Annotated in this window: 18 protein-coding genes and 2 pseudogenes; 9 read left to right on the top strand and 11 right to left on the bottom strand. The window is 70.1% G+C overall.

Annotation, left to right across the window (positions count from 1 at the left end; all coding sequences use genetic code 11):
* Positions 1-30: 30 nt before the first annotated feature.
* Positions 31-4,374, bottom strand: coding sequence for a S8 family serine peptidase (locus tag ACFYL6_RS00985; RefSeq protein WP_387165834.1), 4,344 nt, complete (start codon positions 4,372-4,374; stop codon positions 31-33).
* 320 nt (positions 4,375-4,694) lie between these two features.
* On the opposite strand from ACFYL6_RS00985, the gene ACFYL6_RS00980 reads away from it, so the two are divergent.
* Positions 4,695-5,219 (top strand): winged helix-turn-helix domain-containing protein, encoded by a 525-nt coding sequence (locus ACFYL6_RS00980; protein ID WP_387165832.1) that lies wholly within the window; start codon positions 4,695-4,697, stop codon positions 5,217-5,219.
* A gap of 43 nt (positions 5,220-5,262) precedes the next feature.
* Here the strand turns inward: ACFYL6_RS00980 and ACFYL6_RS00975 are convergent, their stop codons facing one another.
* A complete protein-coding gene (locus ACFYL6_RS00975) occupies positions 5,263-6,153 on the bottom strand; it encodes a diiron oxygenase (RefSeq protein WP_387165830.1) in 891 nt (296 codons plus the stop codon).
* A gap of 48 nt (positions 6,154-6,201) precedes the next feature.
* Here ACFYL6_RS00975 and ACFYL6_RS00970 point away from each other — a divergent pair, with 48 nt between their 5' ends.
* The 6 genes from ACFYL6_RS00970 (at position 6,202) to ACFYL6_RS00945 (ending at position 12,186) form a co-directional block, all read left to right on the top strand.
* Positions 6,202-6,930, top strand: coding sequence for a TetR family transcriptional regulator (locus tag ACFYL6_RS00970; protein WP_112642633.1), 729 nt, complete (start codon positions 6,202-6,204; stop codon positions 6,928-6,930).
* The gene (locus ACFYL6_RS00965; protein WP_387165828.1) at positions 6,927-7,226 is read left to right on the top strand and encodes a DUF4873 domain-containing protein; all 300 of its coding nucleotides are present in this window, start codon (positions 6,927-6,929) and stop codon (positions 7,224-7,226) included. Before ACFYL6_RS00970 ends, ACFYL6_RS00965 begins: the two co-directional genes overlap by 4 nt.
* Entirely contained in the window at positions 7,227-8,720 is a 1,494-nt protein-coding gene (locus tag ACFYL6_RS00960; protein WP_387165826.1) for a flavin-containing monooxygenase, read from the top strand.
* Positions 8,710-9,582 carry an SDR family oxidoreductase gene (locus ACFYL6_RS00955; RefSeq protein ID WP_387165824.1) on the top strand — a complete coding sequence of 291 codons (873 nt, stop codon included), beginning with the start codon at positions 8,710-8,712 and terminating at the stop codon, positions 9,580-9,582. Before ACFYL6_RS00960 ends, ACFYL6_RS00955 begins: the two co-directional genes overlap by 11 nt.
* Entirely contained in the window at positions 9,579-10,406 is an 828-nt protein-coding gene (locus tag ACFYL6_RS00950) for an alpha/beta fold hydrolase (RefSeq protein WP_387165822.1), read from the top strand. Before ACFYL6_RS00955 ends, ACFYL6_RS00950 begins: the two co-directional genes overlap by 4 nt.
* 220 nt (positions 10,407-10,626) lie before the next feature.
* Positions 10,627-12,186 carry an OFA family MFS transporter gene (locus ACFYL6_RS00945; RefSeq protein WP_387166813.1) on the top strand — a complete coding sequence of 520 codons (1,560 nt, stop codon included), beginning with the start codon at positions 10,627-10,629 and terminating at the stop codon, positions 12,184-12,186.
* A gap of 86 nt (positions 12,187-12,272) precedes the next feature.
* Here the strand turns inward: ACFYL6_RS00945 and nrfD are convergent, their stop codons facing one another.
* The 5 genes from nrfD to ACFYL6_RS00920 all read right to left on the bottom strand — a co-directional run bounded on the left by nrfD (position 12,273) and on the right by ACFYL6_RS00920 (position 18,809).
* Entirely contained in the window at positions 12,273-13,238 is a 966-nt protein-coding gene (nrfD, locus tag ACFYL6_RS00940) for an NrfD/PsrC family molybdoenzyme membrane anchor subunit (RefSeq protein WP_387165820.1), read from the bottom strand.
* A complete protein-coding gene (locus ACFYL6_RS00935) occupies positions 13,235-14,278 on the bottom strand; it encodes a 4Fe-4S dicluster domain-containing protein (RefSeq protein WP_387165818.1) in 1,044 nt (347 codons plus the stop codon). The genes nrfD and ACFYL6_RS00935 overlap by 4 nt, the downstream gene beginning before the upstream one ends.
* Before the next feature lie 3 nt (positions 14,279-14,281).
* The gene (gene fdh / locus ACFYL6_RS00930; RefSeq protein ID WP_387165816.1) at positions 14,282-17,557 is read right to left on the bottom strand and encodes a formate dehydrogenase; all 3,276 of its coding nucleotides are present in this window, start codon (positions 17,555-17,557) and stop codon (positions 14,282-14,284) included.
* Positions 17,558-17,703: 146 nt separating this feature from the next.
* On the bottom strand, positions 17,704-18,501 hold the full coding sequence (locus tag ACFYL6_RS00925; RefSeq protein WP_387165814.1) for a PrsW family intramembrane metalloprotease: 798 nt from the start codon (positions 18,499-18,501) through the stop codon (positions 17,704-17,706).
* A gap of 104 nt (positions 18,502-18,605) precedes the next feature.
* Positions 18,606-18,809 (bottom strand): hypothetical protein, encoded by a 204-nt coding sequence (locus tag ACFYL6_RS00920; RefSeq protein ID WP_387165812.1) that lies wholly within the window; start codon positions 18,807-18,809, stop codon positions 18,606-18,608.
* 242 nt (positions 18,810-19,051) lie between these two features.
* Here ACFYL6_RS00920 and ACFYL6_RS00915 point away from each other — a divergent pair, with 242 nt between their 5' ends.
* A complete protein-coding gene (locus ACFYL6_RS00915) occupies positions 19,052-19,285 on the top strand; it encodes a GntR family transcriptional regulator (RefSeq protein WP_387165810.1) in 234 nt (77 codons plus the stop codon).
* Between the two features lie 106 nt (positions 19,286-19,391).
* Here the strand turns inward: ACFYL6_RS00915 and ACFYL6_RS00910 are convergent, their stop codons facing one another.
* A complete protein-coding gene (locus ACFYL6_RS00910) occupies positions 19,392-19,811 on the bottom strand; it encodes an ASCH domain-containing protein (protein WP_387165808.1) in 420 nt (139 codons plus the stop codon).
* A 76-nt stretch (positions 19,812-19,887) separates the two neighbouring features.
* Here ACFYL6_RS00910 and ACFYL6_RS00905 point away from each other — a divergent pair, with 76 nt between their 5' ends.
* Complete coding sequence (locus tag ACFYL6_RS00905; RefSeq protein WP_387165806.1) at positions 19,888-20,286, top strand: NUDIX domain-containing protein; 399 nt, start codon at positions 19,888-19,890, stop codon at positions 20,284-20,286.
* A 12-nt stretch (positions 20,287-20,298) separates the two neighbouring features.
* On the opposite strand, the gene ACFYL6_RS00900 is transcribed toward ACFYL6_RS00905, so the two are convergent.
* From ACFYL6_RS00900 to ACFYL6_RS00890, 3 genes and pseudogenes are all read right to left on the bottom strand, one after another.
* A complete protein-coding gene (locus ACFYL6_RS00900; protein WP_387165804.1) occupies positions 20,299-21,099 on the bottom strand; it encodes an FkbM family methyltransferase in 801 nt (266 codons plus the stop codon).
* Positions 21,100-21,134: 35 nt separating this feature from the next.
* Positions 21,135-22,160, bottom strand: a pseudogene (locus tag ACFYL6_RS00895) (sulfatase-like hydrolase/transferase); the annotation flags it as partial.
* 900 nt (positions 22,161-23,060) lie between these two features.
* Positions 23,061-23,798: pseudogene (locus ACFYL6_RS00890) on the bottom strand (CDP-alcohol phosphatidyltransferase family protein); the annotation flags it as partial.
* Positions 23,799-23,864 lie beyond the last annotated feature (66 nt).

Below are 23,864 nucleotides of genomic sequence, written 5' to 3'. Positions count from 1 at the left end.
GGCCGGACTTCTTCGGCTAGCGTTCGGGCGTCAGCACCGGATGGGCGCCAACCCGAAGTTCTCCACCGTCGGAGTGGCGGTGTCGATCCTCGTCTGACGGGTCTGCGGCTTCCAGCCGTCCTTCGCCACGATCATCGTGAGCGGGTTGTTGCGGCGGTCCACCCAGTAGGCGTACTTGCCCTCGGCATCGGTGGCGAAGGTGTACGACGCCGCCCACGAGTCGACCTGCACGACCGCGCCGGTGAGCGGCGACGTCGCACCCTGGCAGCTGGTGCCGGTGACCGTACCCATGAGCTTGCCCCAGGTCTTCGGGGGGTTGGCGGTCATGGTCACCGCGACCGGCGCCACCGAGTACGGGGTGTTCTCGGAGATCGCGACCGCGCCGGAGTAGGTGCCCGGCTGGTCCACGTTCGCCGTCAGACCGACGGTGACCGTGACCTTCGCACCCGGTACGAGGGTGACCGCCGACTTGTCGATGGTCATCCAGCTGACGTCGGCCGCCGACTCGGAGCATCCCTCGAAGCCCGGGAGCACCTCACTCTCCGCGGCCGCGTTGAAGCTGCCGGACGAGCCGCCGATCTTGTAGAAGCCGCACGCCGCGCCGCCGCGGTACCGCGCGGTGTTGGCGTTGGGCAGGTTGGACCACGAACCGGCGGCTGGGTCGAAGGCGAAGCCGGCGTTGCTGATGGCCCCACCCTGCGAACCACCGACGACGAGGAGCTTGCCGCTGGCGACGGCGTACGAGCTGGCCCAGTTGTCGGCCGGCGCGTCGGCGATGGCGGTCCAGGTGTTGGCACCGGGGTCGAAGGCGTAGCTGGACTTCTGCGCGGCGGAACCGTCGTTGCCGCCGGTGCAGTAGAGGACGCCGTCGATCCCGCCGCAGGAGGCGAAGGCCACCGACTTCGGGTAGTTGGCCATCGTCTCCCAGGTGTCACTGGTCGGGTCGTACCGGACGACGCTGTTCGACATCGGCAGGCAGGCCGCCGTCGTGCAGCCACCGACCGCGTACAGCTTGCCGTCGACGACGGCCTGACCTGCCGCGGCCCGCGGCGCCGGGTTGTCGGCCAGCTCCGTCCAGGTGTTGGCCCCCGGGTCGTACGACCAGGTGGCGGAGTCCGGGCCGGCGTCGGCCCAGCCACCGGTGACAATGATCTTGCCGTTCACCACGCCCGCGGTCAGGGCGTTGCGCGCGCCGGGAAGGTCGGCGATCGCCGTCCAGGTCTGCGCGGCCGGGTCGTAGGCGTAGTTCTTGGTGGTGGAGGCCTCACCGTTGCCGCCACCGAGCGAGTACACCTTGCCGTCCAGGTTCACCACCCGGTTGTCCATGATCGTGGCCGGGTAGTTGGCGATGTCGGTCCACGGCGCCGCCTGCGGGCCGGCCGCCGCGGCGGCGGCCTTGGCCTCCTTGCCGGACGCCTTGGCGGCGAACGACGTCGGTACGGTGAGCCGCTGCTCCGGCGCGCCGCTGGAGCCGAGCACCTGCTGCCGGGTGACCGTGGAGCCGTCCGCCCGCAGGAGTTCGAATCCGTTGTCCCGCTCACCGAACTTGACCTCGACCGGCGCGCCGCCGGTGTTGGTCACCGTGAACGTCTTGCTGGTCTTGCCGTTGGGCATCTGGAGCGTCGCGCTCAGCTGCGTCGGGGTCACCGACAGCCGCCCGGCCGCGAGCTGGAAGTTCGCGGTGGTCGCCCAGTCGGCCTCGACGTCGACAGGCTTGGTCTGGCTGACGTAGTTGCCGGCGGTCGCCGTGAACGGGTGCTCGCCGGTCAGCGACGAGTAGATCCAGTAGAAGCCGTCGGCCAGCCCCGGGTCGTCCGGGGTCGCCACGGTGACGGCCTTCTCGGCGGGCCGGTCCTTGCTGGTGACGGTCGCGCCGTTGACGTAGCTGTCGTCGTTCTTGTCGCGGACGTTGCCGACGACCAGACCACCGTCGACCGGCACGCAGGTGACCTGGCTGCCGATCAGAACGTTGTCGACCTCCCACCACCACTCGTACGAGGCGTCGTAGTAGTGGAACCGAACCTGCACCTGCGCCTTGCCGGCCGCCTGCGGGATCGGGATCTCGGTCAGCTTCGGTCCCCGGACGTCGGTCTCCTGCCGGAGCACGTTGGTCCAGGTGGCACCGCCGTCGATGCTCAGGTCGACGTCGGCGGTGTCGTCGTTGAGCTGGTTGAAGTCCTGGTTGAAGCGGATGACCGGGGCCGTGACGCTGGTCAGGTCGACCACCGGGCTGACCAGGGAGGTGTCCTGGCTGGTGCCCGCTCCGTAGTTGTCGCTGTCGATCATCGCGAAGTTGCCGGTGCCGCCGGTCAGGTTGCCCCGGTCGCCGTCGTCGGTGAACGTCCAGACCTGACCGCTGCCCGCGTTGTCCACGACGGTCCAGCCGGCCGGCGTGGTCGTGGCGTCGAAGGTCTCGTACTCACCGTCGGAGCCGGTCGTGTATCCGGGCGCGGTGGTGCAGACGCTGGTGTCCACCGGCACGGCGACGTTGGCGGTGGCGTTGCCCGAGCCGACCACGACCTCCTTGGTGACGGTCTGGTAGCCCGGGTACTGCGGCTCGTACTTCAGGGTGTACGTCTGCCCGGCCGGCAGCTTGATGCTGTAGCGCCCGTTCGACGGGGTGGTGTAGTCGTAGACGCCGGACACACCCGTCACGGTCACCTTCGCGTACAACGGCCAGCCGTGACCGGAGCCGTCGGTGACCGCTCCGGTGACGTTGACACTCGGCACCGCCGTGAGGGCGACGGCGAGCGTCGTGGTCGCTCCCTTGGTGACCGTTGCCGTCTTGGTGGTGCTGGCGTACCCGAACGCCGCGACGGCGACCTGGTAGTCGCCGGTGGGGAGTTGGGTCGAGAACTTGCCGTCGGCACCGGTGGTCAGCTCACGCTCGGACGGGCCGGTGAGCGTCAGGGTCGCGCCCGCGATCGGGGCGCCGGAGGTCGCGTCGGTGACCGTGCCGGTCAGCGTGCCGATGTCGCCGGTCGGGGCGGCGTTGAGCAACGCGAGGGCGTCCAGTCGGCCTTCGCCGTAGACGTTGTTGTCGGCCGCGGTGCCACCACACTGGTCGTCGGCCTTGTCGATCGCGGCGCCGTTGAGCAGCGCACGGGTCGCGTTGATGTCACCGACCAGCGACGGTGCCGCCGAGTACAGCAGCGCGATCGCGCCCGCGAGGTGCGGTGCCGCCATCGAGGTGCCGCTGATGCTGCCGTAGGCGTTGCCCGGGATGCTCGACCGGACGTTCACGCCCGGTGCCGAGATGTTGGGCTTGATCTCGCCGTTCTGACCGGCGCCGCGGGAGGAGAAGCCGGCGATGTTGTTGTTGACGTCGTACGCGCCGGTGGAGTAGTTGCTGACGAGGCTTCCCGGCGAGCCACTGGTCTGGCAGGCCGGCCCGCTGTTGCCGTTGGACCAGGTGCCGAAGATCCCGGACGCGGTCCAGGCGTTGGTCACGTCCTCCATGAACGGCTCGTTGGACGGGTCGCGGGTGCCCCACGAGTTGTTGATGATGTTCGGTCGCTTGCTCGCGTCCGCGTTCTGACCGTTGAGGTCCAGCGGCTCGAGCATCCACTGACCGGATTCGACCAGGGCGGCGTCACTGGGGCAGCAACCGTTCGCCGCGATCCACTTGACCCCGGGGGCGACACCGATCTGGTTCGCGCCGTCGGAGCCGGCCATGGTGCCCATCGTGTGCGTACCGTGGCCGTCGCCGTCGCACGGGGCGGTGGCGCAGGCGCCGGTGGCGTTGGCGGCGTTGAACCAGTTGTAGTTGTGGTCGAACGTCCCGTCGCCGTTGTTGCCGCGGTAGGAGTTCACCAGCGCCGGGTGGTTGAACTGCACCCCGGTGTCGATGTTCGCGATGGTGATGCCCTCGCCCTTGACGCCGTACTGGGACCAGACGTCGTCGGCGTTGATGTTGGCGATGCCCCACTCCAGGGCGTTCACGGTCTTCTCGTCGGTGCCCTTGGTCGTCTCCGGCACCTTGTACGCGACCGGCGCGTAGAGGCCCTCGACCTCGGAGTGCCCGGCGAACTTCTGGGCCATCGCCAACGAGCCGCTGTTCACCTTGATGGCGTTGGTGGCCCAGAAGGTCTGGTACTTGGTGCCCGAGCTGTCGAGGTCGGCCCGGATCTTGCCCTGGCTCGCTGCGGCGGTCTTGCGCAGCGCGTCCGCCACCGCCGTGCCACGCTTCGACCAGTCCTTGATGGCGCTGGCCTTGCTCAGGTCCGCCCGGTCCTTGAACCGGATCCAGAAGTCCCCTTCACTCTTGGCCTGGAGCTGCTTGGTGAGCTCCGGTCGGATCTTGTCCCCGGTCGGGGCGCCCGCCCCCATCGCACCACCCGGCGCGGCCTGCGCGCCCGAGCTGATGGTTGCCAAGCATGTCGCGGCGAGGATCGTCGCCGCGCCGGCGCTCACCAGTGATCTGGCTGCGCGCCGCCATTGTGGACGTCTGAACATCGGTGCTGCCTCCCTCAGAACGACCCAGGGTGTAATGGGCCATGGTGGACCTCCCCATGCACCGCGCGGGTCACGCCGGTTGCCCGAGTGGACACTATGATCGAGAAGAACGGACGATCAAGAACTTGCCGTGAGCAACTTGTCGCTAAGAGTTGCCCTGGCTGGCGGCGCGCTTGCCAATCATTGTCAGGACCGTGACGAGAGCTGGGCAGGGATGCCCATCGATCCCGGGTGGTGCGGTGGCCGAGGACGAGGCAACGGTGAACAGGGGTGATCCGGCCGACGAGCCGTTCCCACTGCTGATCGCGGTGACCCCGTCGCCGGCCGAGCGCATCCGGCTCGCGGAGCTTCTCGACGGCATCGCGCCGCTGCTGCTGGTCTCCGACCTCGACGAGTTGCGCCGGCTGATCTCCGCCCCGCAGCAGGTCGCCGCCCCGTCCGAACCGGCGCCGGTCGCCGCCCTGGTGATCGACTCGGCCCGCTCCAGTGCCCGCTGCGGGAAACGCGAGGTCGACCTCACCCGCCTGGAACACGACCTGCTGACCTGCCTGATCACCGAGCCGGCCCGGGTCTGGAGCTACGCCGAGTTGCACCGGTCGGTCTGGGGTGACGAGGGGCGCGAACGCAAGGCGGACGTGCAGTCGCTGGTGAAGCGGCTGCGCCGCAAGCTGCACGACCTGGGCACCGGGGCCACCATCGATGTCGTCCGCGGGGTGGGGCTACGGCTGACCGATCACCAGCAGGCGCGGGTCGAACGGGCCTGACCACGACAGCACGCCCCATGTCGCTCCGCTGAGGGACAACCGGTCAGATCAGCCCGGCCCGGGCCCACAGCAGACGTCCCGGCCCGGCCACCAGGCCAACGCCCGCCAGGTTGGCGTGCACCCGCGCCGCCGACCAGCGAAGGGTGGCACGCCAGTGCGGATTGGCGCGGGCAGCGGCGCGGCCGACCGCCGGCGGAATGCCCACCGCCGCGTACGCGTCGGGATGGATCAGGCGGTTGGCGATCGTGTAGGCGGCGCGGCCGACCAGCAGTCGGGCGTACGCCATGCCCACCGGGCCGGTGGCCGCGACGGCGGCGGCCAGTTCCTCGCGAGCGAACCGGACGTGGCGCGCCTCCTCCACCACGTGGATGCGGGAGACCATCCGGATGAGCGGCTGGAGCGACTCGTCCGCCATGATCTCGCGCTGGAACGCGTCGAGGATCTCCTCCGCGATGAGGATCGCGGCGTACATCCGGGAACCGCTGGCGGTGGCCTTGAGGAAGCGCCCGAGGTGGTGGTCGACGGTGCTCGCGCGGTAGACCGGACAACCCATGGCCTCGATCAGCCGGCCGAACATGATGGAGTGCCGGCACTCGTCGGCGACCTCGGTCAACGCGTACTGGGCCTGCCGGCTGGTCGGGTCGGCGCGGTAGTACTCCCGGATCAGCATCTGCATGAGGATCGTCTCGAACCACACTCCGGCGCTGGCCGCGCTGGCCACCTCGTGCTTGGTGAGCTCGACGCGCTGTTCCTCGCTGAGCTGCTCCCACAGTGGCGTGCCGTAGAGGCTGCTGCGCTGTGGCGGGAGCCAGTAGGCGCCAGGGGTGTGGGGTGCCTCCCAGTCGATCTCGACGGTGGGGTCGTAGCTGGTCCGCAGCGAGGACGTGAGTAGTCGCTCGGCGACCGCCGCACGCCCGGTTTCCGTCGCCTCCATGGCTCCTCCATATTGACGTGACGGCCAGTAACTGTTACGAGTAGTAGCATGCAATTGCCGCTCACCGATGTCAATGCGTCCGACCCGTCGGCCACGCCCCCCGACGGCAGTCCGAAGGCGAAGGGCAACGGCCGCCGCGACCGCTGGGCAGACCATCGTGAGCAACGACGGCAGGAGCTGGTCGGTGCCGCCGTGCAGGCGCTGCTGCGGCACGGGCCGGAGGTCGACATGGAACAGGTGGCTGCCGCCGCCGGCGTCAGCAAGCCCGTCCTGTACCGCTACTTCGCCGACAAGTCGCAGCTCTGGGTCGCGGTCAGCGAGGTGGTGGCGGCCCGGATGGTCGACACCATCGCGCCCGCCGTCGAACAGGTCCGCGAGGAACGTGGCCTGGTCGAGGCGACGATCGACGCCTACCTGGGCGTGATCGAGTCGGAGCCGAGGCTCTACCGGTTCCTCATGCACCAGTCCGGCGACCCCGGCATCCACCAGGTGATCGCCGGCACCAGCCGGCAGGTGGCGGCCGGGCTCGCCCGGGTGATCGGCGACCGGCTTCGCACACTGGGCCTGGACGCCGGTCCCGCCGAGCCCTGGGCGTACGGCCTGGTGGGTTTCGTGCAGGCGGTCGGCGACTGGTGGACCACGCACGGCCAGCCGATCAGCCGGGCCGCCCTCACCGACTACCTGACCGCTCTGCTGTGGAGCGGCATCGAGGGGGTGCGCGCCAGCGCCGACCTGCCGCACGAGCTGACCCGCGCCCACGAACGGATCGTGCCGTGAGCTACCACGGCCCGGCGGGTGTCGAGGGCACCTCGGTCCGGGTGCACCTCAGCGGCCGGTGGGAGCCGGTCGACGGCCGCTTCCACTGGGGCGGGCGGATCGAGCCCGAGCCACGGGTGGCCCACCTGCTGCGCTCCGGCCGGCGCGACGTCGAGGTGCGCATCGCCGACCGCGTCCGGGCGGCCCGACTGGCCGAGGTCGATCCGTGGGGCGGCGTACGGGTCACCGGCGTGGGCGATCCGCCCTGGCCGCCCGTGGCCGACCCGACTTGCGCGCCCGAGCCCACGGAGGAGTGAATGGAGACAGACGTTGCCATCATCGGCGCCGGCTTCGGTGGCCTGGGCGCCGCCATCCGCCTACAGCGGGCCGGCTTCACCGACTTTCTCGTCTTCGACCGGGGTGCGGACGTCGGCGGCACCTGGCGTGACAACAGCTACCCGGGCTGTGCCTGCGATGTCCCGTCGCACCTCTACTCGTTCTCCTTCGCCCCCAACCCCCGCTGGTCGAACACGTTCTCCAGTCAGCCGGAGATCTGGGACTACCTGCGTGGCTGCGTCGACCGCTTCGGGATCCGCCCGAGGTTGCGGTTGCGCCATGAGGTGCGGGAGGCGAGGTGGGACGAGCAGCGCCAACGCTGGCTGTTGCGCACCTCCGGCGGCGACCACAGCGCCCGGGTCCTGATCTGCGCCGCCGGCCCGCTCAGCGACCCGGCCATCCCCGACCTGCCCGGGATCGACGAGTTCGCCGGCACGGTGTTCCACTCGGCCCGTTGGCGGCACGACCACGACCTGACCGGCCGGCGCGTCGCGGTGATCGGCACCGGCGCCTCGGCCGTCCAGTTCGTGCCACAGATCCAGCCGGCGGCCGAGAAACTGACGCTCTTCCAGCGCACCCCCGCCTGGATCATGCCGAGGTTGTCACGCCCGATCAGCGGGGTCGAGCAGACCGCGTTCCGCACCGTGCCCGGCGCGCAGCGGGCCGCCCGGGCAGGGCTCTATCTGGTACGCGAGAGCATGGGCCTGGGCTTCCTGCACCCGGCGGTCAACCGCCTCGCCTCGCGCCTGTCCCTGCGGACGCTGCGGCGGCAGGTTCCCGACCCGCACCTGCGGGACAAGCTCACCCCCCGGTACGCGATGGGCTGCAAGCGGGTGCTGATCTCCAACGACTACTGGCCGTCGCTGACCCGACCGAACGTCGACGTGGTCACCGCCGGCATCGCCCGGATCGCGCCCGACGGCATCGTCACCGACGACGACGTCCACCACCGGGCGGACACGATCATCCTCGGCACCGGCTTCCACGTCACCGACTCCCCCGTCGTACGGCGTATCCACGGTCGGGGCGGGCGCAGCCTGGGCGACGTGTGGACCCCCAGCATGCACGCGTACCAGGGCACGACCATCGCCGGCTTTCCCAACCTGTTCTTCCTGCTCGGCCCGAACACCGGGCTCGGGCACACCTCCGTGGTGCTGATGATCGAGGCGCAGCTGCATCTGGTGCTCGCGGCCCTGCGTCACATGCGGGCCAAGGGCATCCAGGCCATCGAGCCCACCGCCGAGGCGCAACGACGCTGGACCGAACGGATCGACCAGAAGATGGCCGGCACCGTCTGGCAGACCGGCTGTTCGAGCTGGTACCTCGACGCCACCGGCCGGAACACCACCATCTGGCCGGGCTTCGCCACCAGCTTCCGCATGCGGCTGCGTCGGTTCCGCCCGACCGACTACCAGATCGCCTCGGCCGACGGCACCCCCAACGAAGCGGAGCGGGAGCACGCCGATGCGGTATGACCTGGCGGGCAAGACCCTGCTCATCACCGGCGCGGCGCGCGGCATCGGGGCGCGGCTGGCCCGCGAGGCCGTCGCCCGCGGAGCCCGGGTCGCCCTGGTCGGTCTGGAAGGCGAGCTGCTCAGGCAGCTCAGCGCCGACCTCGACGCGCACTGGTACGAGTGTGACGTCACCGACCAGGCGGCGTTGGACGCCGCGGTGGCCTCCACCGTGGACCGCTTCGGTGGCATCGACGTTGTCGTGGCCAACGCGGGCATCGCGAACCTCGGCACCGTCGCCGTGGGACCGGTCGACGCGCTGGTGCGTACCGTCGAGGTGAACCTCTGCGGCGCGATCCGCACGGTCAGCGCGGCGCTGCCTCACGTCACCGCCGCCCGTGGCCACGTCCTGGTCGTCTCGTCCGCTGCCGCCTTCACGGCGATGCCCGGAATGGCCGCCTACTGCGCGTCCAAGGCGGGTGTGGAGCAGTTCGCCAACGTGCTGCGACTGGAGACCCGACCCCGCGGCGTCACCGTCGGCACGGCACACCCGATCTGGATCGACACCGACCTGGTCCGCGACATCCGCGACGACCTGGCATCGTTCCGCACCGCGCTGCGCCGGTTGCCGTGGCCGCTGTCCACCGTCGTACCTGTCGAGCAGTGCGTCGAGGCCCTGCTCCGCGGCATCGAGCGCCGCAGGCGCAAGGTGTACGTGCCACGGTCGCTGGCCCTGGTGCAGGCGCTGCGGCCGGTGGTGCTGAGCGGCCTCTCCGACGCGTTGATCACCCGGTTCGGTGGCCAGAGCATGGTCGGCCAGATGGAAGACGAGGTACGCCAGCTCGGGCGTTCCTTCGGCAGGACGTCGGTGGGAGGGCAGTCGTGAGCATTCACTACCGGCGTGCGGGCAGCGGCGAGCCGCTCGTGCTCATCCACGGCATCGGTCACCGTCATCAGGCGTGGGAGCCGGTGTTCGACCGGCTCACCGCCCACCACGAGGTGATCGCGCTCGACCTGCCGGGATTCGGGAACTCTCCGGTGCCCGGCACCGGCATGCCCGCCGACATGGCCGCCACCGTGGCCGGGGTCCTGCCGGCCCTGACCGAGTGGGGGCTGGAGCGTCCACACGTCGCCGGTTACAGCCTCGGCGGGGCGATCGCGCTGGAGCTTGCCGCCACCGGGGCGGTCGCCTCGGCCACCGCCTTCTCCCCCGCCGGCTTCTTCACCCCGGCGGAACGCCGACGGGCGCTGGCCATCCTCCGGATGCTGCGGGCCAACTCGTACCTGCCCACCACGATCATGCGGGTCGCGCTGCGCTCGGCGTACCTTCGGGCGTTGTGCTTCGCGCCGCTGATGGCCCGCCCGACGCTGCTGGACGTCGAGCGCGCGCTGGGCGACGCGCTCGCCCTGCGACGCGGGCTCGGCTTCAACGCAGTGGCCCGAGCCGCCCGCGACTACCGCTTCGACTGCCTTCGGCTGTCCGACGCGACGGTGCCGGTGACCATCGGCTGGGGAGACTGTGACCGGATCTTCGGCGTCCACCAGGCCGAGCGCGCCCGGGCGGGCCTGCCGGCGGCACGGGTGGTGACGCTGCCCCGCTGCGGGCACGTGCCGATGAGCGACGACCCGGATCTTGTCGCCGCGCTCATCCTGGAGACCACCGGCGCCGTGCCCCGCGCCGGACGACCGGATCCGTCGGTCTCCGTCTAGGGTCGCGGGTCAGGTCGCCCACGTGACGTCTCCGTGCCCGCGTTTTTTGGTAACAGCATGGTGTGAACCGACTGCCACGTAACGTGAGGTGGAGCCGGTAATCGGCTGACGCCAGACGTGCGCCGGGCCGCCACCGCGGCGGCGCCGCTCGGCCACCTGCCGGGTCGGACAGCTCGGCAACGTCGCGGCTATTCAGCCGCAGGAGGTGTGGACGATGCCCATGCTGTCGGTCTTCGATCCCCGGCACACGGTCGCTCCCCCGGGATACAGCCGCTGGCTCATCCCGACCGCGGCACTGGCCGTGCACGTCTGCATCGGCCAGGTCTACGCGACGAGCGTCTACAAGAACTCCCTCATCGCGCACTTCGACGTCAGCCAGACGGCGATCGGGGCGATCTTCAGCATCGCCATCGTCATGCTGGGCTCGTCCGCGGCGGTGGGTGGCCGTTGGGTGGAGCGCAACGGACCGCGCCGGGCGATGTTCGTCTCCGCCTGCTTCTGGGCCGTCGGGTTCCTGGTCGGCGCGCTCGGCATCGCGACCCAACAACTCTGGCTCCTCTACCTCGGATACGGCGTCATCGGCGGCATCGGGCTCGGCATCGGCTACATCTCGCCCGTCTCCACACTGATCAAGTGGTTCCCGGACCGCCCCGGCCTCGCCACCGGGTTGGCCATCATGGGGTTCGGCGGCGGCGCCCTGATCGCCGGCCCGCTCGCGCGCCAACTGCTCTCCCTCTACGACTCCGGCTACAACCCCAACAACCCGGCCGCCGTCGCGTCGGGACATGCGCTCGTGGCGCTCTTCGTCACGTTCGGCATCGGCTATTTCGTGATCATGATGTTCGGCCCGTTCAACGTCCGGGTTCCGGCGCCGGACTGGCGGCCCGCCGGGTTCGACCCCGCGAGCGTCGCCGCCCGACCGCTGGTGACAACGGCGAGCGTGTCCGCGTCGAACGCGGTGCGTACCCGCTCGTTCTGGTTGCTGTGGATCGTGCTGTTCTGCAACGTCACCGCGGGCATCGGCATCCTGGAGCAGGCAAGCCCGATGATCCAGGACTTCTTCCGGGACAACGGGACCGCCACCACGGTCTCGGTGACGGCGGCGGCCGGTTTCGTGGGAGTGCTGTCGCTGTTCAACATGGCTGGGCGGTTCGTCTGGTCCACGACGTCCGACCTGATCGGTCGCAAGCCCATCTACATGGTCTACCTCGGCGTCGGCATGGTGCTGTACCTGCTGCTCGCCGTGGCCGGCCACTCCGCGACCGCGGTCTTCGTGCTGATCGCCGCCGCGATCATCTCCTTCTACGGCGGTGGCTTCGCCACCATGCCCGCCTACCTGCGTGACCTGTTCGGCACCTTCCAGGTCGGGGCCATCCACGGCCGGATCCTGACCGCCTGGTCGGCTGCGGGTGTCGCCGGCCCGCTGATCGTCAACGGGATTCTCGACACACAGGGCAAGCCCGGCACCCTCACCGCGGCGGCGTACCGGCCCGCGCTCTTCACCATGGTCGGCATCCTGGCCATCGGGTTCATCGCGAACCTGCTGGTCCGTTCCGTGCCCGATCGGTTCCACGAACCGAACCGGGGGCCGACCTCGCCCGTGGCGAAGGCCACCATCACCGAGCCGGTCGCTCTCGGGCGGGACAGCCAGCCGCCCGCGCCGCCGCGCGTCGGCAGCCAGACCGGGCGGCTATGGTTGTCGTGGCTGCTGGTCGCGGTGCTCCTCGGGTACGGCATCGTCCAGACCGCCATCACCGCCGCGAAGCTGTTCACCGGCTGACGCGCGGCGGCCCCTCGCGGCCAGACCTCTCGCATCGCAACAGAAGGCGCCCCTCGACAAGGGCGCCTTCCGTTGCGCCGACCCGCTCAGGGCTGAGGCGTCGACCGCTTCTCGGCGAGCCGCTCCCGTTGGGGCACGACCGTGTACTTCGGATCGCGTGCCGACACCCGTCCCGCCTCGAAGACACCGAACCGGGTGGCGACCGACGATGCCACGAGGGCGGCGCCGGAGATCGCCGACAGGACCCGGCTGCGTCGGCTGACCAGCGCGGTGGCGGCGCCCACGGCGAGCAGGGCGCGTCCCGCCTTGACGAGCCGGCCGCTGCGTCCGTGCCTGTAGGGCTCGCTGGTGAGGCCCTGCCGCTCCAGCCGGTGCCCCCCGCCCAACTCGATGGCCGCGGCGGCCAGGGCGAGTCGTCGCAGGGGGGCGGTCTCCGTGGCCGGTGCCGCGATCAGTCCGACCCCGGACGCGGCGGCGAGCGCGCTGCCGGCGAAGACGAAGGGCAGCGACGGGTAGGCGTCGTGCCAGGACGGCACGGCCGTGTCGGCGAGCAGCACCCCGGTGTACGTGGCCAGCGCCGGCGCGGTGGCTGCGGCAGCCAGGCCGGCGACGTTGCCGACGGGCGGTGCGATCCGACGGGCGAGGCCGAGCACACCGTGCTGCGGGAGCAGCGGCGCGAGCTCGGCGACCGCGGCCACGCCGGCCAGCGGGCCGAACGCGGCGAGAATCCAGGTGCCGACCGACATCGGCGAGGTCACCTTGGCCACCCGGAGCATGTGATGGAACCGGGCCGGCCGGCCGAGGTCGTGCACCAGCAGGTACGTGCTGGCGGCGACGCCGCCGAGGGCCGTCCAACGGCCCACCCTGCGCAGCCCGGGTCGTCCGGTCACTTGGGCGCCCGCCCCGATCAGCGCGCTTCCGGCGGCGAGGCCTCCGGCGAACAGGTAGCCGGCGATGTCGTACTTCCACACCGGCGCCTTCAGAACCGGCCGGCCGTAGTAGGAGGCGAAGTCGGCCGGCGGCACCGTGAGCTGCTCACCGCCGCGGGTCACGACCGCCTACCCAGGAACGCGAGCGCCGTGGCGACGGCCATCGTCATCGCCGCCAGACCGGCGCGCTTCCACATGGCCGGCAGGTCACGGGTGGTCACGATCGGGTCCGGGGGCAGCCCGTACACCTCCGGCTCGTCAAGCAGCAGGAAGAACGCACCATCACCACCGACGCCGTCGTTGGGGTCGTGCCCGTACAACCGCGCCTCGGGCACACCATGCTCATGCAGCTTTTCCACCCGCGCAGCTGCCCGCTCCCGCAACTCGTCCAGGGCGCCGTACTGGATCGACTCCGTCGGGCACGCCTGCGCGCACGCCGGCGTCATCCCCGCCCCGAGACGGTCGTAGCACAGCGTGCACTTCCACGCCCGACCATCATCCTTGCGTTGGTCGATGACGCCGTACGGGCAGGCGGAGATGCAGTAACCGCAGCCGTTGCAGATGTCCTCCTGCACCACCACGGTGCCGAACTCCGTGCGGAACAGGGAACCGGTCGGGCAGACATCCAGGCAGGCCGCGTGGGTGCAGTGCTTGCACACGTCCGACATCATCAACCAGCGGAAGTCCGTCCGTCCCTCCGCGCCCGAACCCCTCCCCGGCGGCTGCGCACCCGGCATCCCCAGAAACTCCGGGCCGCCCGACATGCGGGCCGCCGCGTCAGGCGAGCCGGGCGCGAGGCCCGGATCCGTTCCGGTGTCGGTGCCGGTACGCGCGCCGGCCGCCGCCGTGAGCGGGCTGATCGCCGGCCCGTCCGGGTCCCCCGCGAACGCCGGAGTCGCCCAGCCGGCCGAGCGGGGCTGCTCCACGAACGCGACGTGCCGCCACGAGTTCGCGGTCAGCGCGCCGGTGTTGTCGTACGACATGCCCAGCAGGTCGAGCCCACTCTCGGGGACGCCGTTCCACTCCTTGCAGGCCACCTCGCACGCCTTGCAGCCGATGCAGACGCTGGTGTCGGTGAAGAACCCCATCCGCGGCGGCGGGTTCTCGTAGCCGGCGTCCGGCGCGGGGTCGAGCGGCCCGTACAGGGCATTGGTGTGGGGCATGGGTCAGACCTCCTGGTCCGGGCCGCTGTCGGCGGAGTCGGTCGTGACCTGCGGTGGATAGTGCGGGCTGAGGTCCCCGGACCGTCGCCGGTAGTCGACGACGAGAGCCAGCAGCTCGGCGCCCCTCGGGCGTCGCCCGGGACGGACGTCGCAGGTGCCGACCTTGCTCTCCTGGATCAGCACGTTCGGGTCCAGGCTGATGCCGAACAGGTCGTTGGCCGAGTCGCCGGTCACCAGACCCTCGAAACCGAAGTGGTACGGCAACCACACCTGGTGGATGACCCGGTCGTCCACCCGCAACGGGGTGAGCCGGTCGGTCACCAGCACCCGTGCCTCGACAGCCGCACGGGCGGTGACCAGGTGCGCCCAACCCAGGTGGTTGAGACCACGTTCGGCGGCCAACTCCGGGGACACCTCGACGAACATCTCCGGTTGCAACTCGGCCAGCGGCGACACCGTCCGGCTCATCCCGCCGGCGGTGTGGTGCTCGGTGAGCCGGCTGACCGTGAACACGTACGGGAACACCTGGCTGTACGGTTCCGGCGGGCTCGGGTTGAGCGTGTTGATCGGGTGGGTGTAGACCTTGCGGGTCGGGTTGGCCTGCTGGCGGTAGAGCGGGTTGCGCACCGGCGACTCGACCGGCTCGTAGTGGGTGGGCATCGGCCCGTCGAGCACGCCGGTGGGCGCGTACAGCCAGCCTTTGCCGTCGCCCTGGAGGATGAACGGATCGTCGCCGGCGATGCCCGCGACACCCGACGCGTCGCGCTCCGGACGGTAGGACGGCGGTTTGGTCTTTTCGAAGTCCGGCACGTCGTAGCCGGTCCACTCACCCTTGTCCGCGTCCCACCAGACGTAGCGTTTGCGCTCACTCCACGGGTTGCCGTCCGGGTCGGCGGACGCACGGTTGTAGAGGATGCGCCGGTTCGCCGGCCACGCCCAACCCCACTCGGGCGCCACCAAGGACTGCTCCGAGCCAGGTTTGCGCCGGGCCGCCTGGTTGACGCCGTCGGCGAACACCCCGGTGTAGATCCAGCAACCACCGACGGTGGAGCCGTCGTCCTTCATCTCGGTGAACGACGCCAGCGGCCGGCCGGTGGCCACGTCGTACCCGTTGATCTCGCGCAGTACCGCCTCGGCGCTCGGCTCGACGTTCGGGCCGTGCGTGGGGTACTCCCAGGCGAGGTCGAGCAGCGCACGGTCGCGCGGCTTCGTGGACGTCGCCAGCCGTTCCCGGATGATGCGACCGAGGTGGTAGAAGAACCAGAGTTCGGAGCGGGCGTCGCCTGGCGGCTCGACGGCTTTCTCCCGCCACTGCAACAGCCGCTGGGTCTGGGTGAAGGTGCCCTCCTTCTCCACGTGGGAGGCGGCCGGTAGGAAGAACACCTCGGTGCGGCACCGCTCGGGCGTGATCTCGCCGGTCTCGATCTCCGGCGCGTTGTGCCAGAACGTAGCGCTCTCGATCATGAACAGGTCGCGGACCACGAGCCAGTCGAGGTTGGCCATGCCGAGCCGCTGCGCGCGACCGTGCGCCGAACCGACCGCCGGGTTCTGCCCGAGCAGGAAATAGCCCTTGATCTTGCCGTCGATCATGTCGAGCACCTGCTGGTACGTGCCGTGGTCGCCGGTCATCCGCGGCATGTACCCGTAGCAGTAGTCGTTGTCGGCGGTGGCCGCGTCGCCCCAGTACGCCTTGAGCAGGTTGACGCCGTAGGTGCGGGCGTTGCCCCAGAAGCCCTTCTGCCCGGGGTGCGCGATGCTGTCCACCCACTCGGTCAGGGTCGGGTGGTCAGCGTGGTGCGGCATCGGCAGGTAGCCCGGCAGCAGGTTGAACAACGTCGGGATGTCGGTGGACCCCTGGATGCTGGCGTGCCCGCGCAGGGCCATGACCCCGCCACCGGGTCGGCCCACGTTGCCCAGCAGAAGCTGGATGATCGCGCCGGTGCGGATGTACTGCACACCCACACTGTGCTGGGTCCAACCCACCGAGTAGACGAGCATGCCGGTGCGGTCCCGGCCGGAGTTCTCCGTCCACGCCCGGGCCAGTTCGAAGAACTTCTCCTGCGGAATACCGCAGACCCGTTCCACCATCTCGGGGGTGTAGCGGGCGTAGTGCCGCTTGAGGATCTGGTAGACGCAGCGCGGATGCTGCAACGTCTCGTCCCGTTCGGTCTGGCCGCCGACCGGCGCGCCGTGCGACTCGTTCTCCAGCCCGGCCGCCGTCTCCCGCTGCGTCTCACTGTCGCGGGTCGTCTGGCTCTGCGAGTGACCCTCGTACCGCCAACTGGACTGGTCGTAGGTGGCGTTGTCGTCGTTGAAGCCGGAGAAGAGGCCGTGCATGTCCTCGGTGTCGGCGTACTCCTCGGTCACGATGGTCGCGGCGTTGGTGTAGGCGACGACGTACTCACGGAAGTCCAGCTCGTTGTCGAGGATGTAGCGGATCACCCCGCCGAGCAACGCGATGTCCGTGCCCGCCCGGATCGGCAGGTACGAGTCAGCCAGCGCGCTGGTGCGGGTGAAACGCGGGTCGACGTGGAAGACCTTCGCCCCCCGACGCTTGGCCTCCATCACCCACTGGAAGCCCACCGGGTGTGCCTCGGCCATGTTCGAACCCTGGATGACGATGACGTCGGAGTTCGACAGGTCCTGCTGGTACTGGGTGGCGCCGCCACGACCGAAGCTGGTCCCCAGACCGGGGACGGTGGAGGAGTGTCAAATTCGGGCCTGGTTCTCGATCTGGAGCGCCCCCATCGCGGTGAACAACTTCTTGATGAGGTAGTTCTCCTCGTTGTCCAGCGTCGCCCCACCCAGGCTGGAGATGCCCAGCGTCCGGTTGAGCGGTCGACCCTCGGCGTCGACGTCCTCCCAGGTCTCGTCCCGGGCGGCCAGGACCCGATCGGCGATCATGTTCATCGCCGTGTCGAGGTCGAGGTCCTCCCACTCGGTGCCGTACGGCCGGCGGTAGCGGACCGTGGTCTGCCGCAGCGGACTGGTTACCAGGCTCTTGCTCGCCGCGCCCTTCGGGCAGAGCCGACCGCGCGAGATCGGGCTGTCCGGATCACCCTCGATCTGACTGACCTGCCCGTCCTTCACGAACACCCGCTGACCACAACCCACGGCGCAGTACGGGCACACGGACCGGGCGACCGAATCGGCGGTGTCGGTGCGGGCGGTGAGCGCGCGGGACCCGTCGGACTTCGCCGCGGCCCCCCGGCCCAGCGGGTCCGTGCCGGTGAGCTGACGGTAGACCGGCCAGCCCTCGAACCAGCTGCGCACCCCCATCGCCGCACCTTCCCGACCAAGCACGCCAAATATGAACACTCTGACGTTAGATGAGGTGCCGACCCGGTCGCAGCGGGATCACCAACAGTCATGCCTCCCCCGGCCCTATTCGGGCAGGCCGGGAGAGGCATGGAGTACGGCGATGGTCAGTGCGGTTGCAGCTGGCCGAGCTGCTGGTCGCCGAAGGTCCGGTAGCGGCGCAGCTGCCAGAACAGCCAGCCGATGCTGATGATCGCCAACACGACGAAGACCAGTGAGCCGGAGAACGTGTCCCAGAGGGTGTGCAGGACGACGACACCCACGAACGTGCCGATGAACCCGAAGAGCCGCCCGGCGCTCGGGCTCGCCAACAACGCCCAGAGCGCGCCGGCGGTCAGCCCGGTCCAGGCGGTGTGACCGGCGGGCGCCGTCAGACCCCGGATGAAGAGCGTCTGCTCCACCGCGCCGATGTTGCCCTGCGAACTCAGCAGCGCGGTGAAGGCGTAGCCCATCGTCTCCAGCGCGGCGAAACCCATGCCGGCCGCGACACCGATGATCAGCCCGTCCGACGGCACCCGCCGCCGATGCTGGGCCACCACCGTGAACAGCAGCACCACCGGGACGATCAGCTTCGCCGACTCCTCGATCAGTGCCACGAACAGCATCGGCAGGGTGCCGAGGCCGCGCAGGGTGTCGTACTCCAGGGTGCCGGCGACCACCGTGCCGATCACACCGCCGAAGAACGCCGACGTCACCAACACCGACGCCGGCACCTGCCACCGCCCGGTCCGGGCCTGCGCGAACGTCAGGAACGTCAACGGCACCAGCGTCGCCCCGAGCAGGATCAGCGCCGGTACGAAGTTCGGATTCTTGGTGCTCACGAGGGTCCGCAGCACCGCCAGATAAAGGACCAGCCCGATGACGAGCACCCCGACCCACGCCCACCGGCGCCAACGATCACGCATACCGCGCAGTCTGGCCGACCAAGGTTACGAAGACCAGCCACGGCCCCAAGATCCTGACGACGCCGCGCAGGGCGCTGATCGGCCACGATCGGCGGGCGGCCGGATCAGCGCTTCTGGAACATCAATGCCGCCGCCTCTGCGGTGATCTCGATCGCCCAATCGAGCTGCGGACAGTCGTTGCGACCTTGACACTCCAGACACCCACCTACCCGCCATGGTCGGTCGAGCGCCCGAGTCCAATGCGCGTCCAGAACCCTCTTGGCAGTGAACAGCTCGGTTGCCCTGGAGGCCGGCTCGTCGATCGGCATGGTCGGCACCCTCCCGCGATCATGATTAGTTCCCACCTGGGGGCAGAGTCCGTGCCTCGCACTCCCCCAGGTGGGCATGTCGCCGGGAACCTCGGAGTTTGCCGAAACCAGGGAACCCGACTAAGTAGGCAACCTATTCCAACTTGTAGGAGCAGGTCAAGCGAAAGCATGGAACTTGTTGGAACAGGTCTGGCGTGATCGAATTGGGGTGCCGAAACCAGGGACCCAACGGAGATCGACTCATGCCGACCGAGAAAGTGGACTACCGGCGCATCGCTAGCGAGATCACTGAGAAGATCAAGTCTGGGGAGTTCGCGCCGGGTGAGAAGCTACCGTCCACACGCGAGCTGGCCGAGCAGTACGGCGTGCATATTTCCACGATCAACCGGGTCATGACGATCCTCAAGGACCGCGAGCTGGTCGAGGGGCATCCGGGCAAGGGTGTCTACGTAGCCGAGCCCACGCAGTCGAGCTGAGCTGTTCGACACGCCCAGCGGCGCCGTGCTGAGCTGCCAGGGATCGACGTGGCGGTCTCGCGCACCAGGGACGGTCCTCCGAGGGCGTGGTTGGCTCGGATGACGCTCAGACGACGTGCGCCAGCCGGAACCGCTCGGTCACCACGAGGGTGTCGTCGTCCACGGTGAAGTTGGGGTCGCCCAGTTCGGCGCGCACGTCGGCGCTGTGCCAGAACGACTCGTGCCCCGCACGCCACTGCGCCACCGACTCGTCGCCCTCCCCCTCGGCCAGGGCGTGTGGCAGGTCGACCTCGGCGAGCCGGATCACCCGCACGTCGGTCAACTCGATGGCCGCGACCCGCCGGCCGGCCGAGTCCACCACGGCGGACAGTTGGCCCACCTCGGGCAGCGGCTCGTTGGCGCACTCGTACCCGACCAGCAGGCCGGTCGTCGACGTCTTCGCCCCGGACAGGATCGCGCCCACGAGCTTGTCCCGCAGTGGCCCCGGAAACGCGAACTCGGCGAGCGGAAGATTGTCGAGGTCCATCTGCGGAGGGTACGCGATCCGGTGCTCCTAAGGGACCGCCGTCGACATGCTCACGGCGAGGTGGCACGGTCTCGTCATGGCCACCTATGACGTCGCCCTCGTGCTGCTTGTCAATCCGTCGGGCGCGGTGCTGCTGCAACACCGCGATGAGGACGCGGTCGTCTCGCCGGGCCAGTGGAGCCTGCCGGGTGGCCACATCGAGCCCGGCGAGTCGCCGGAGGAGGCGGCCCGCCGCGAGCTGCTGGAGGAGACTGGTCTGACCGCAGGTGAGCTGTACCCGTTGTGGAGCGGTCCGCGTCCGTACGAAACGGGCTTTCCCCACACCGTGACCGTCCACGTGTTTCGTGGCACCACCACGGCTCGGCAGGAGGACGTGGTCCTCGGTGAGGGGCAGGCCATGGTGTTCGTCCCCCGGGACCAAGTGATCGATCGTGAGCTGGCGGTCTCCGCCGCACTGGTCCTGCGCATGATTTAGCGTCGGGTACGGCTACGGCGTGGCGACGACCTCCCGGTCGCGGGACACGCAGTACACGTCACCGGAGTTCGCGGCGTGCGGCAGTTCGTGCAGGTGCGTCGCCAGGTCGGTGGCGGGCATCCAGCGTTCGAAGGTCATCGACTTGTCATCGCCCAACGCGACGTCGAAACCGTCGAAGCCGAGGGCGGTCAGGCGATCGAGGCACCGGTAAGCAACCGCACGCGCGATGGTGGTGAACTCGAACGAGAGCGCCGGCAGTGGGCGGCTCAGGCCGGCCAGCACCTCGTCCTCGAAACCCTCAACGTCGATCTTGGCGAAGGTCGGTACGCCGTACGTCTCGATCAGCGCGTCGACGGTGACCACCGGGACCTCGATGTCGGCATCCCACACCTCGCCCTCCCACCCGCCCGCGCCCTGCGCCGCTCGGACGAAATCGGGTGAGGCGGTCGACACGGTGGGGTTGGCGGAGTTGACGTGCAACCGGGTGTGCCCGGACAGGGCGCCACACGCGGCGTCGACCACTGTCACCTGGTCGTCGTCGGCGTAGATCGCCCGCAGGGCGCGCAGACACAGCGGCTGCGGTTCCACGGCGACGACCCGGGCACCGAGGCGACGGAAGCTGCCGATGTGGTCGCCCACGTGGGAGCCGATGTCGAAGACGAGGTCGCTGCGGCTGACGAAGCGGGAGTAGAAGTCGTCCATCCTCGCGTCCCGCTCGGGATCGCCGTAGTAGACGTCCAGCGACCGGTGCAGCGGGGACAGGGCCGGATCGGTCCGGAGCGCGGCGATCCTGGTGTCGGTGGTTGCCGTCATCTGTCTGGTCCAGTCCGTGAGAGAGGTGGCCGGGGTTACGGCCCGAAGGCGGTCAGGAACCGGTCCCGGAAGGCGTCCATCCGCCAGACCGGCGCCTGCGGCCCGGGCTTCAGACCGTCCTGCCAGCCCCACCCGGAGATCCGGTCCAACACCGCCCGGTCCCGGGTGATGATCGAGATGGGCACGTCGCGGCTGGCGTTCTCGCCGGTGACGACGGCGGCGGGCTGGTGGTCACCGAGGAAGATGAACACGAGGTCGTCGTCTCCGTAGGTCCGCACGTAGGAGACGAGCGTGCCGAGGGTGTACTCGATGGACTTCCGGTAGTCCGCCCGGATCTGGCCGGTGTTGCGGCGCTTGTCGTCCGACCTGCCGGCGCCGGCCGCGCGGTAGACCGCGCCGTCGCCGACGTCGGCCCAGTCGAGCAGCGGCGGGACGGGCGTCCACGGCGCGTGACTCGACACCAACGCCAGCTCGGTCATCACGTTGCCGTCGCGCTTCGCCTGCTCCAGGCGCTGCCAGCTGGCCAGGGTGTACTGGTCGGGCGGGGTGCCGAAGCTGAACTTGGGGCCACCGTACGCGAGCGTCTTGGCGTTGTAGAACCGGTCGTAGCCGAAGAAGGAGCCCTCCGGCCAGGCCTTGGTGACGGCGGGCATCACGCCCACGGTCTGCCAGTCGGCTCGCCGGAAGGCGCCGTTGAGGGTCATCCGGTCACTGGCCAGCAGGGTGCGGTGGCGCTGGTCGTTGTCGATCCAGAGGCCGGAGAGCAGCGTGTCGTGCGCGAGCCAACTGCCGCCACCGAAGGTGGGCGAGGTGAGGAAGCCGCTCTGCGCGGCGAAACCCGCCGCGCCCAGTTCGCTGGTGCCGCGGTCGAGGACCGCACCGACCTGTGGCGCGAACTCCGGGTCCTCGACGGCGTCCCGGCCGTAGCTCTCCACGAAGGCGACGACCACGTTCTTGCCGCGCAGCGCGGTAAGGAGCTGGTCGCCGGGGGTGTCACCGAACTTGTCGGCCTCGATCAGGGCGCCGAACGTCTCGCGGTCGTCGAGGCGTAGGCGCACCTGGAAGCCGTGCCCGTTGGCCAGGGTGGTCGCGGAGGTGTCGGCGACCGGTACGCCCTCGACCACCCGCACGTTGAACGCGGCGCAGGCCACCCAGACGACCACCAGCGCGGCCACGACGCGGGTGGTCGCGGTGCGGTGCCGGACCACCAACCGCCGCAGTCGCCGCATCGACAGCGTGACCAGTGTGGGCAGGCCCACGACCACCACCGCCAGGGTGATCGCGGCACCGACGGCGGCGGGCCGACCGTACGACTCGCTGAGGAAGGCGAACCCCTCGTCGACGAGCGCCCAGTCGAGCACCGGGTCGAACGCCCGGCTCAGCGAGGCGGAGAACCCCAGGTCGAGCAGCTTCAGCAGGCCGAGCAGGCCGAGCGCCATGCCGGCGAGCGTTGCGACCAGCCGGCTGCCACGAGACGGCAGGGCGAGCAGGAGGGCCACGACCAGCAGCGCCTCCAGGGGGATCCGTACGAACCCCGCCGGGCTGAGCCGACCGAAGTCGTACGGCACGGTGAGGACGAGCAGCACGAGCAGCGCGGCCAGCACGGTGGTCAGCCGGGCCGCGATGGAGCGCTTCGGCTGGCCCTCGGCTTCGGTGCCGTCGCTGGCGGTGATGTCCGAGACTTCGGCCCTCATCGGCCTCCGTTCCTGGCTCGGCTGCTGACGTACGCGCGTCATGAGCGACAACCCGGGCATCCTTCCATGATCTTTGTTGGTGCGCGGCATCCGGGCGGCTCAGACGCGGGCGATCCCGCGTCGGGCCACAGCGACCGTGGGGCAGTCCGACCAGGGCAGCCCATCCGGCCGGCCCGAGCCCAGCCCGGCCAACCCCACGCCGGCGCTCGGGGTGCTGTGTCTCGGCTGGCTGCTCGCGTGGGCCATCGCGCCCGAGGCGTCGTGAATGCCCGGCGCGTGTTGGCTGCCCGGGGTGTCGAGGACGACGCTGCGGCGGAGGTGACGGGTCGTCCAGAGCCACGCGACGTCCCGCCCGAACGACTCGACCAGCAGCGCCAGCGACGCCACCAGCACCACGGTCGTCAGCGGCCCGGGCAGCGCGTCGCCCATCGCAACCGTCAGCACCACGCCCTGGACGGCGGCGACGACCTTGCGCCAGTAGCGCGGCGGCAGGGACCCGCGCATCCACCCCAGCACCCAGCTCGCGGCGACGAAGACGTACCGCATCGCGCCGATCGCGAGCACCCAGCCACCCACCGCGGGGGCCACGTGCAGGCAGAGCACCAGGACCAGGAAGGAGTCGATCTCCATGTCGAAGCGCGCGCCGAGCTCGCTGGTGGTCCCGGTGCGGCGGGCCGTGTACCCGTCCACGGCGTCGAGGGCCAACGCCACGCTGGTGAGGACGACCATCAGGGTGACCGGCGCCGACCGGCCGAACGAGTCGGCGGCCAGGGCCGTCACGCCGCCGACGAGGATCGCCCGGCTCAGGGTCACCCGGTCGGCCGGGCTCAGAGCACCCGCGCCCGAGCGGGACATCCCCCGGCTGAGCAGGGCGCACAGGACCGCCCCGTACGCCAGCCCCGCCACCCAGCCCGCCGCGCCCAGACCGACTGTCTCCGCCAGCACCGCCAGCAGGACGATCTGCGCGAGCAGTCCGATGACCGGACCAGTTCGAACCGTTGACATCGTGCCTCCGCGACTCTGGTGGGTGACCCTGACCGTCATCACGGAAAATATGACCGATCGGTTCAT

This window comes from Micromonospora sp. NPDC007208 (assembly GCF_042869175.1).
GTDB lineage: Bacteria > Actinomycetota > Actinomycetes > Mycobacteriales > Micromonosporaceae > Micromonospora > Micromonospora foliorum.
The sequence above is the reverse complement of the archived record's forward strand: the minus strand, read 5'-3'. Positions and strand labels throughout refer to the sequence as shown.

What these genes read in the sequence shown, in the direction of transcription:
- ACFYL6_RS00975 (WP_387165830.1), bottom strand. Translation starts at nt 6,153, where the DNA reads ATGGAGGCGACGGAAACCGGGCGTGCGGCGGTCGCCGAGCGACTACTC.
- ACFYL6_RS00970 (WP_112642633.1), top strand. Translation starts at nt 6,202, where the DNA reads ATGCAATTGCCGCTCACCGATGTCAATGCGTCCGACCCGTCGGCCACG.
- ACFYL6_RS00960 (WP_387165826.1), top strand. Translation starts at nt 7,227, where the DNA reads ATGGAGACAGACGTTGCCATCATCGGCGCCGGCTTCGGTGGCCTGGGC.
- ACFYL6_RS00955 (WP_387165824.1), top strand. Translation starts at nt 8,710, where the DNA reads ATGCGGTATGACCTGGCGGGCAAGACCCTGCTCATCACCGGCGCGGCG.
- ACFYL6_RS00945 (WP_387166813.1), top strand. Translation starts at nt 10,627, where the DNA reads ATGCTGTCGGTCTTCGATCCCCGGCACACGGTCGCTCCCCCGGGATAC.
- ACFYL6_RS00935 (WP_387165818.1), bottom strand. Translation starts at nt 14,278, where the DNA reads ATGCCCCACACCAATGCCCTGTACGGGCCGCTCGACCCCGCGCCGGAC.
- ACFYL6_RS00925 (WP_387165814.1), bottom strand. Translation starts at nt 18,501, where the DNA reads ATGCGTGATCGTTGGCGCCGGTGGGCGTGGGTCGGGGTGCTCGTCATC.
- ACFYL6_RS00920 (WP_387165812.1), bottom strand. Translation starts at nt 18,809, where the DNA reads ATGCCGATCGACGAGCCGGCCTCCAGGGCAACCGAGCTGTTCACTGCC.
- ACFYL6_RS00915 (WP_387165810.1), top strand. Translation starts at nt 19,052, where the DNA reads ATGCCGACCGAGAAAGTGGACTACCGGCGCATCGCTAGCGAGATCACT.
- ACFYL6_RS00910 (WP_387165808.1), bottom strand. Translation starts at nt 19,811, where the DNA reads ATGGACCTCGACAATCTTCCGCTCGCCGAGTTCGCGTTTCCGGGGCCA.
- ACFYL6_RS00905 (WP_387165806.1), top strand. Translation starts at nt 19,888, where the DNA reads ATGGCCACCTATGACGTCGCCCTCGTGCTGCTTGTCAATCCGTCGGGC.
- ACFYL6_RS00900 (WP_387165804.1), bottom strand. Translation starts at nt 21,099, where the DNA reads ATGACGGCAACCACCGACACCAGGATCGCCGCGCTCCGGACCGATCCG.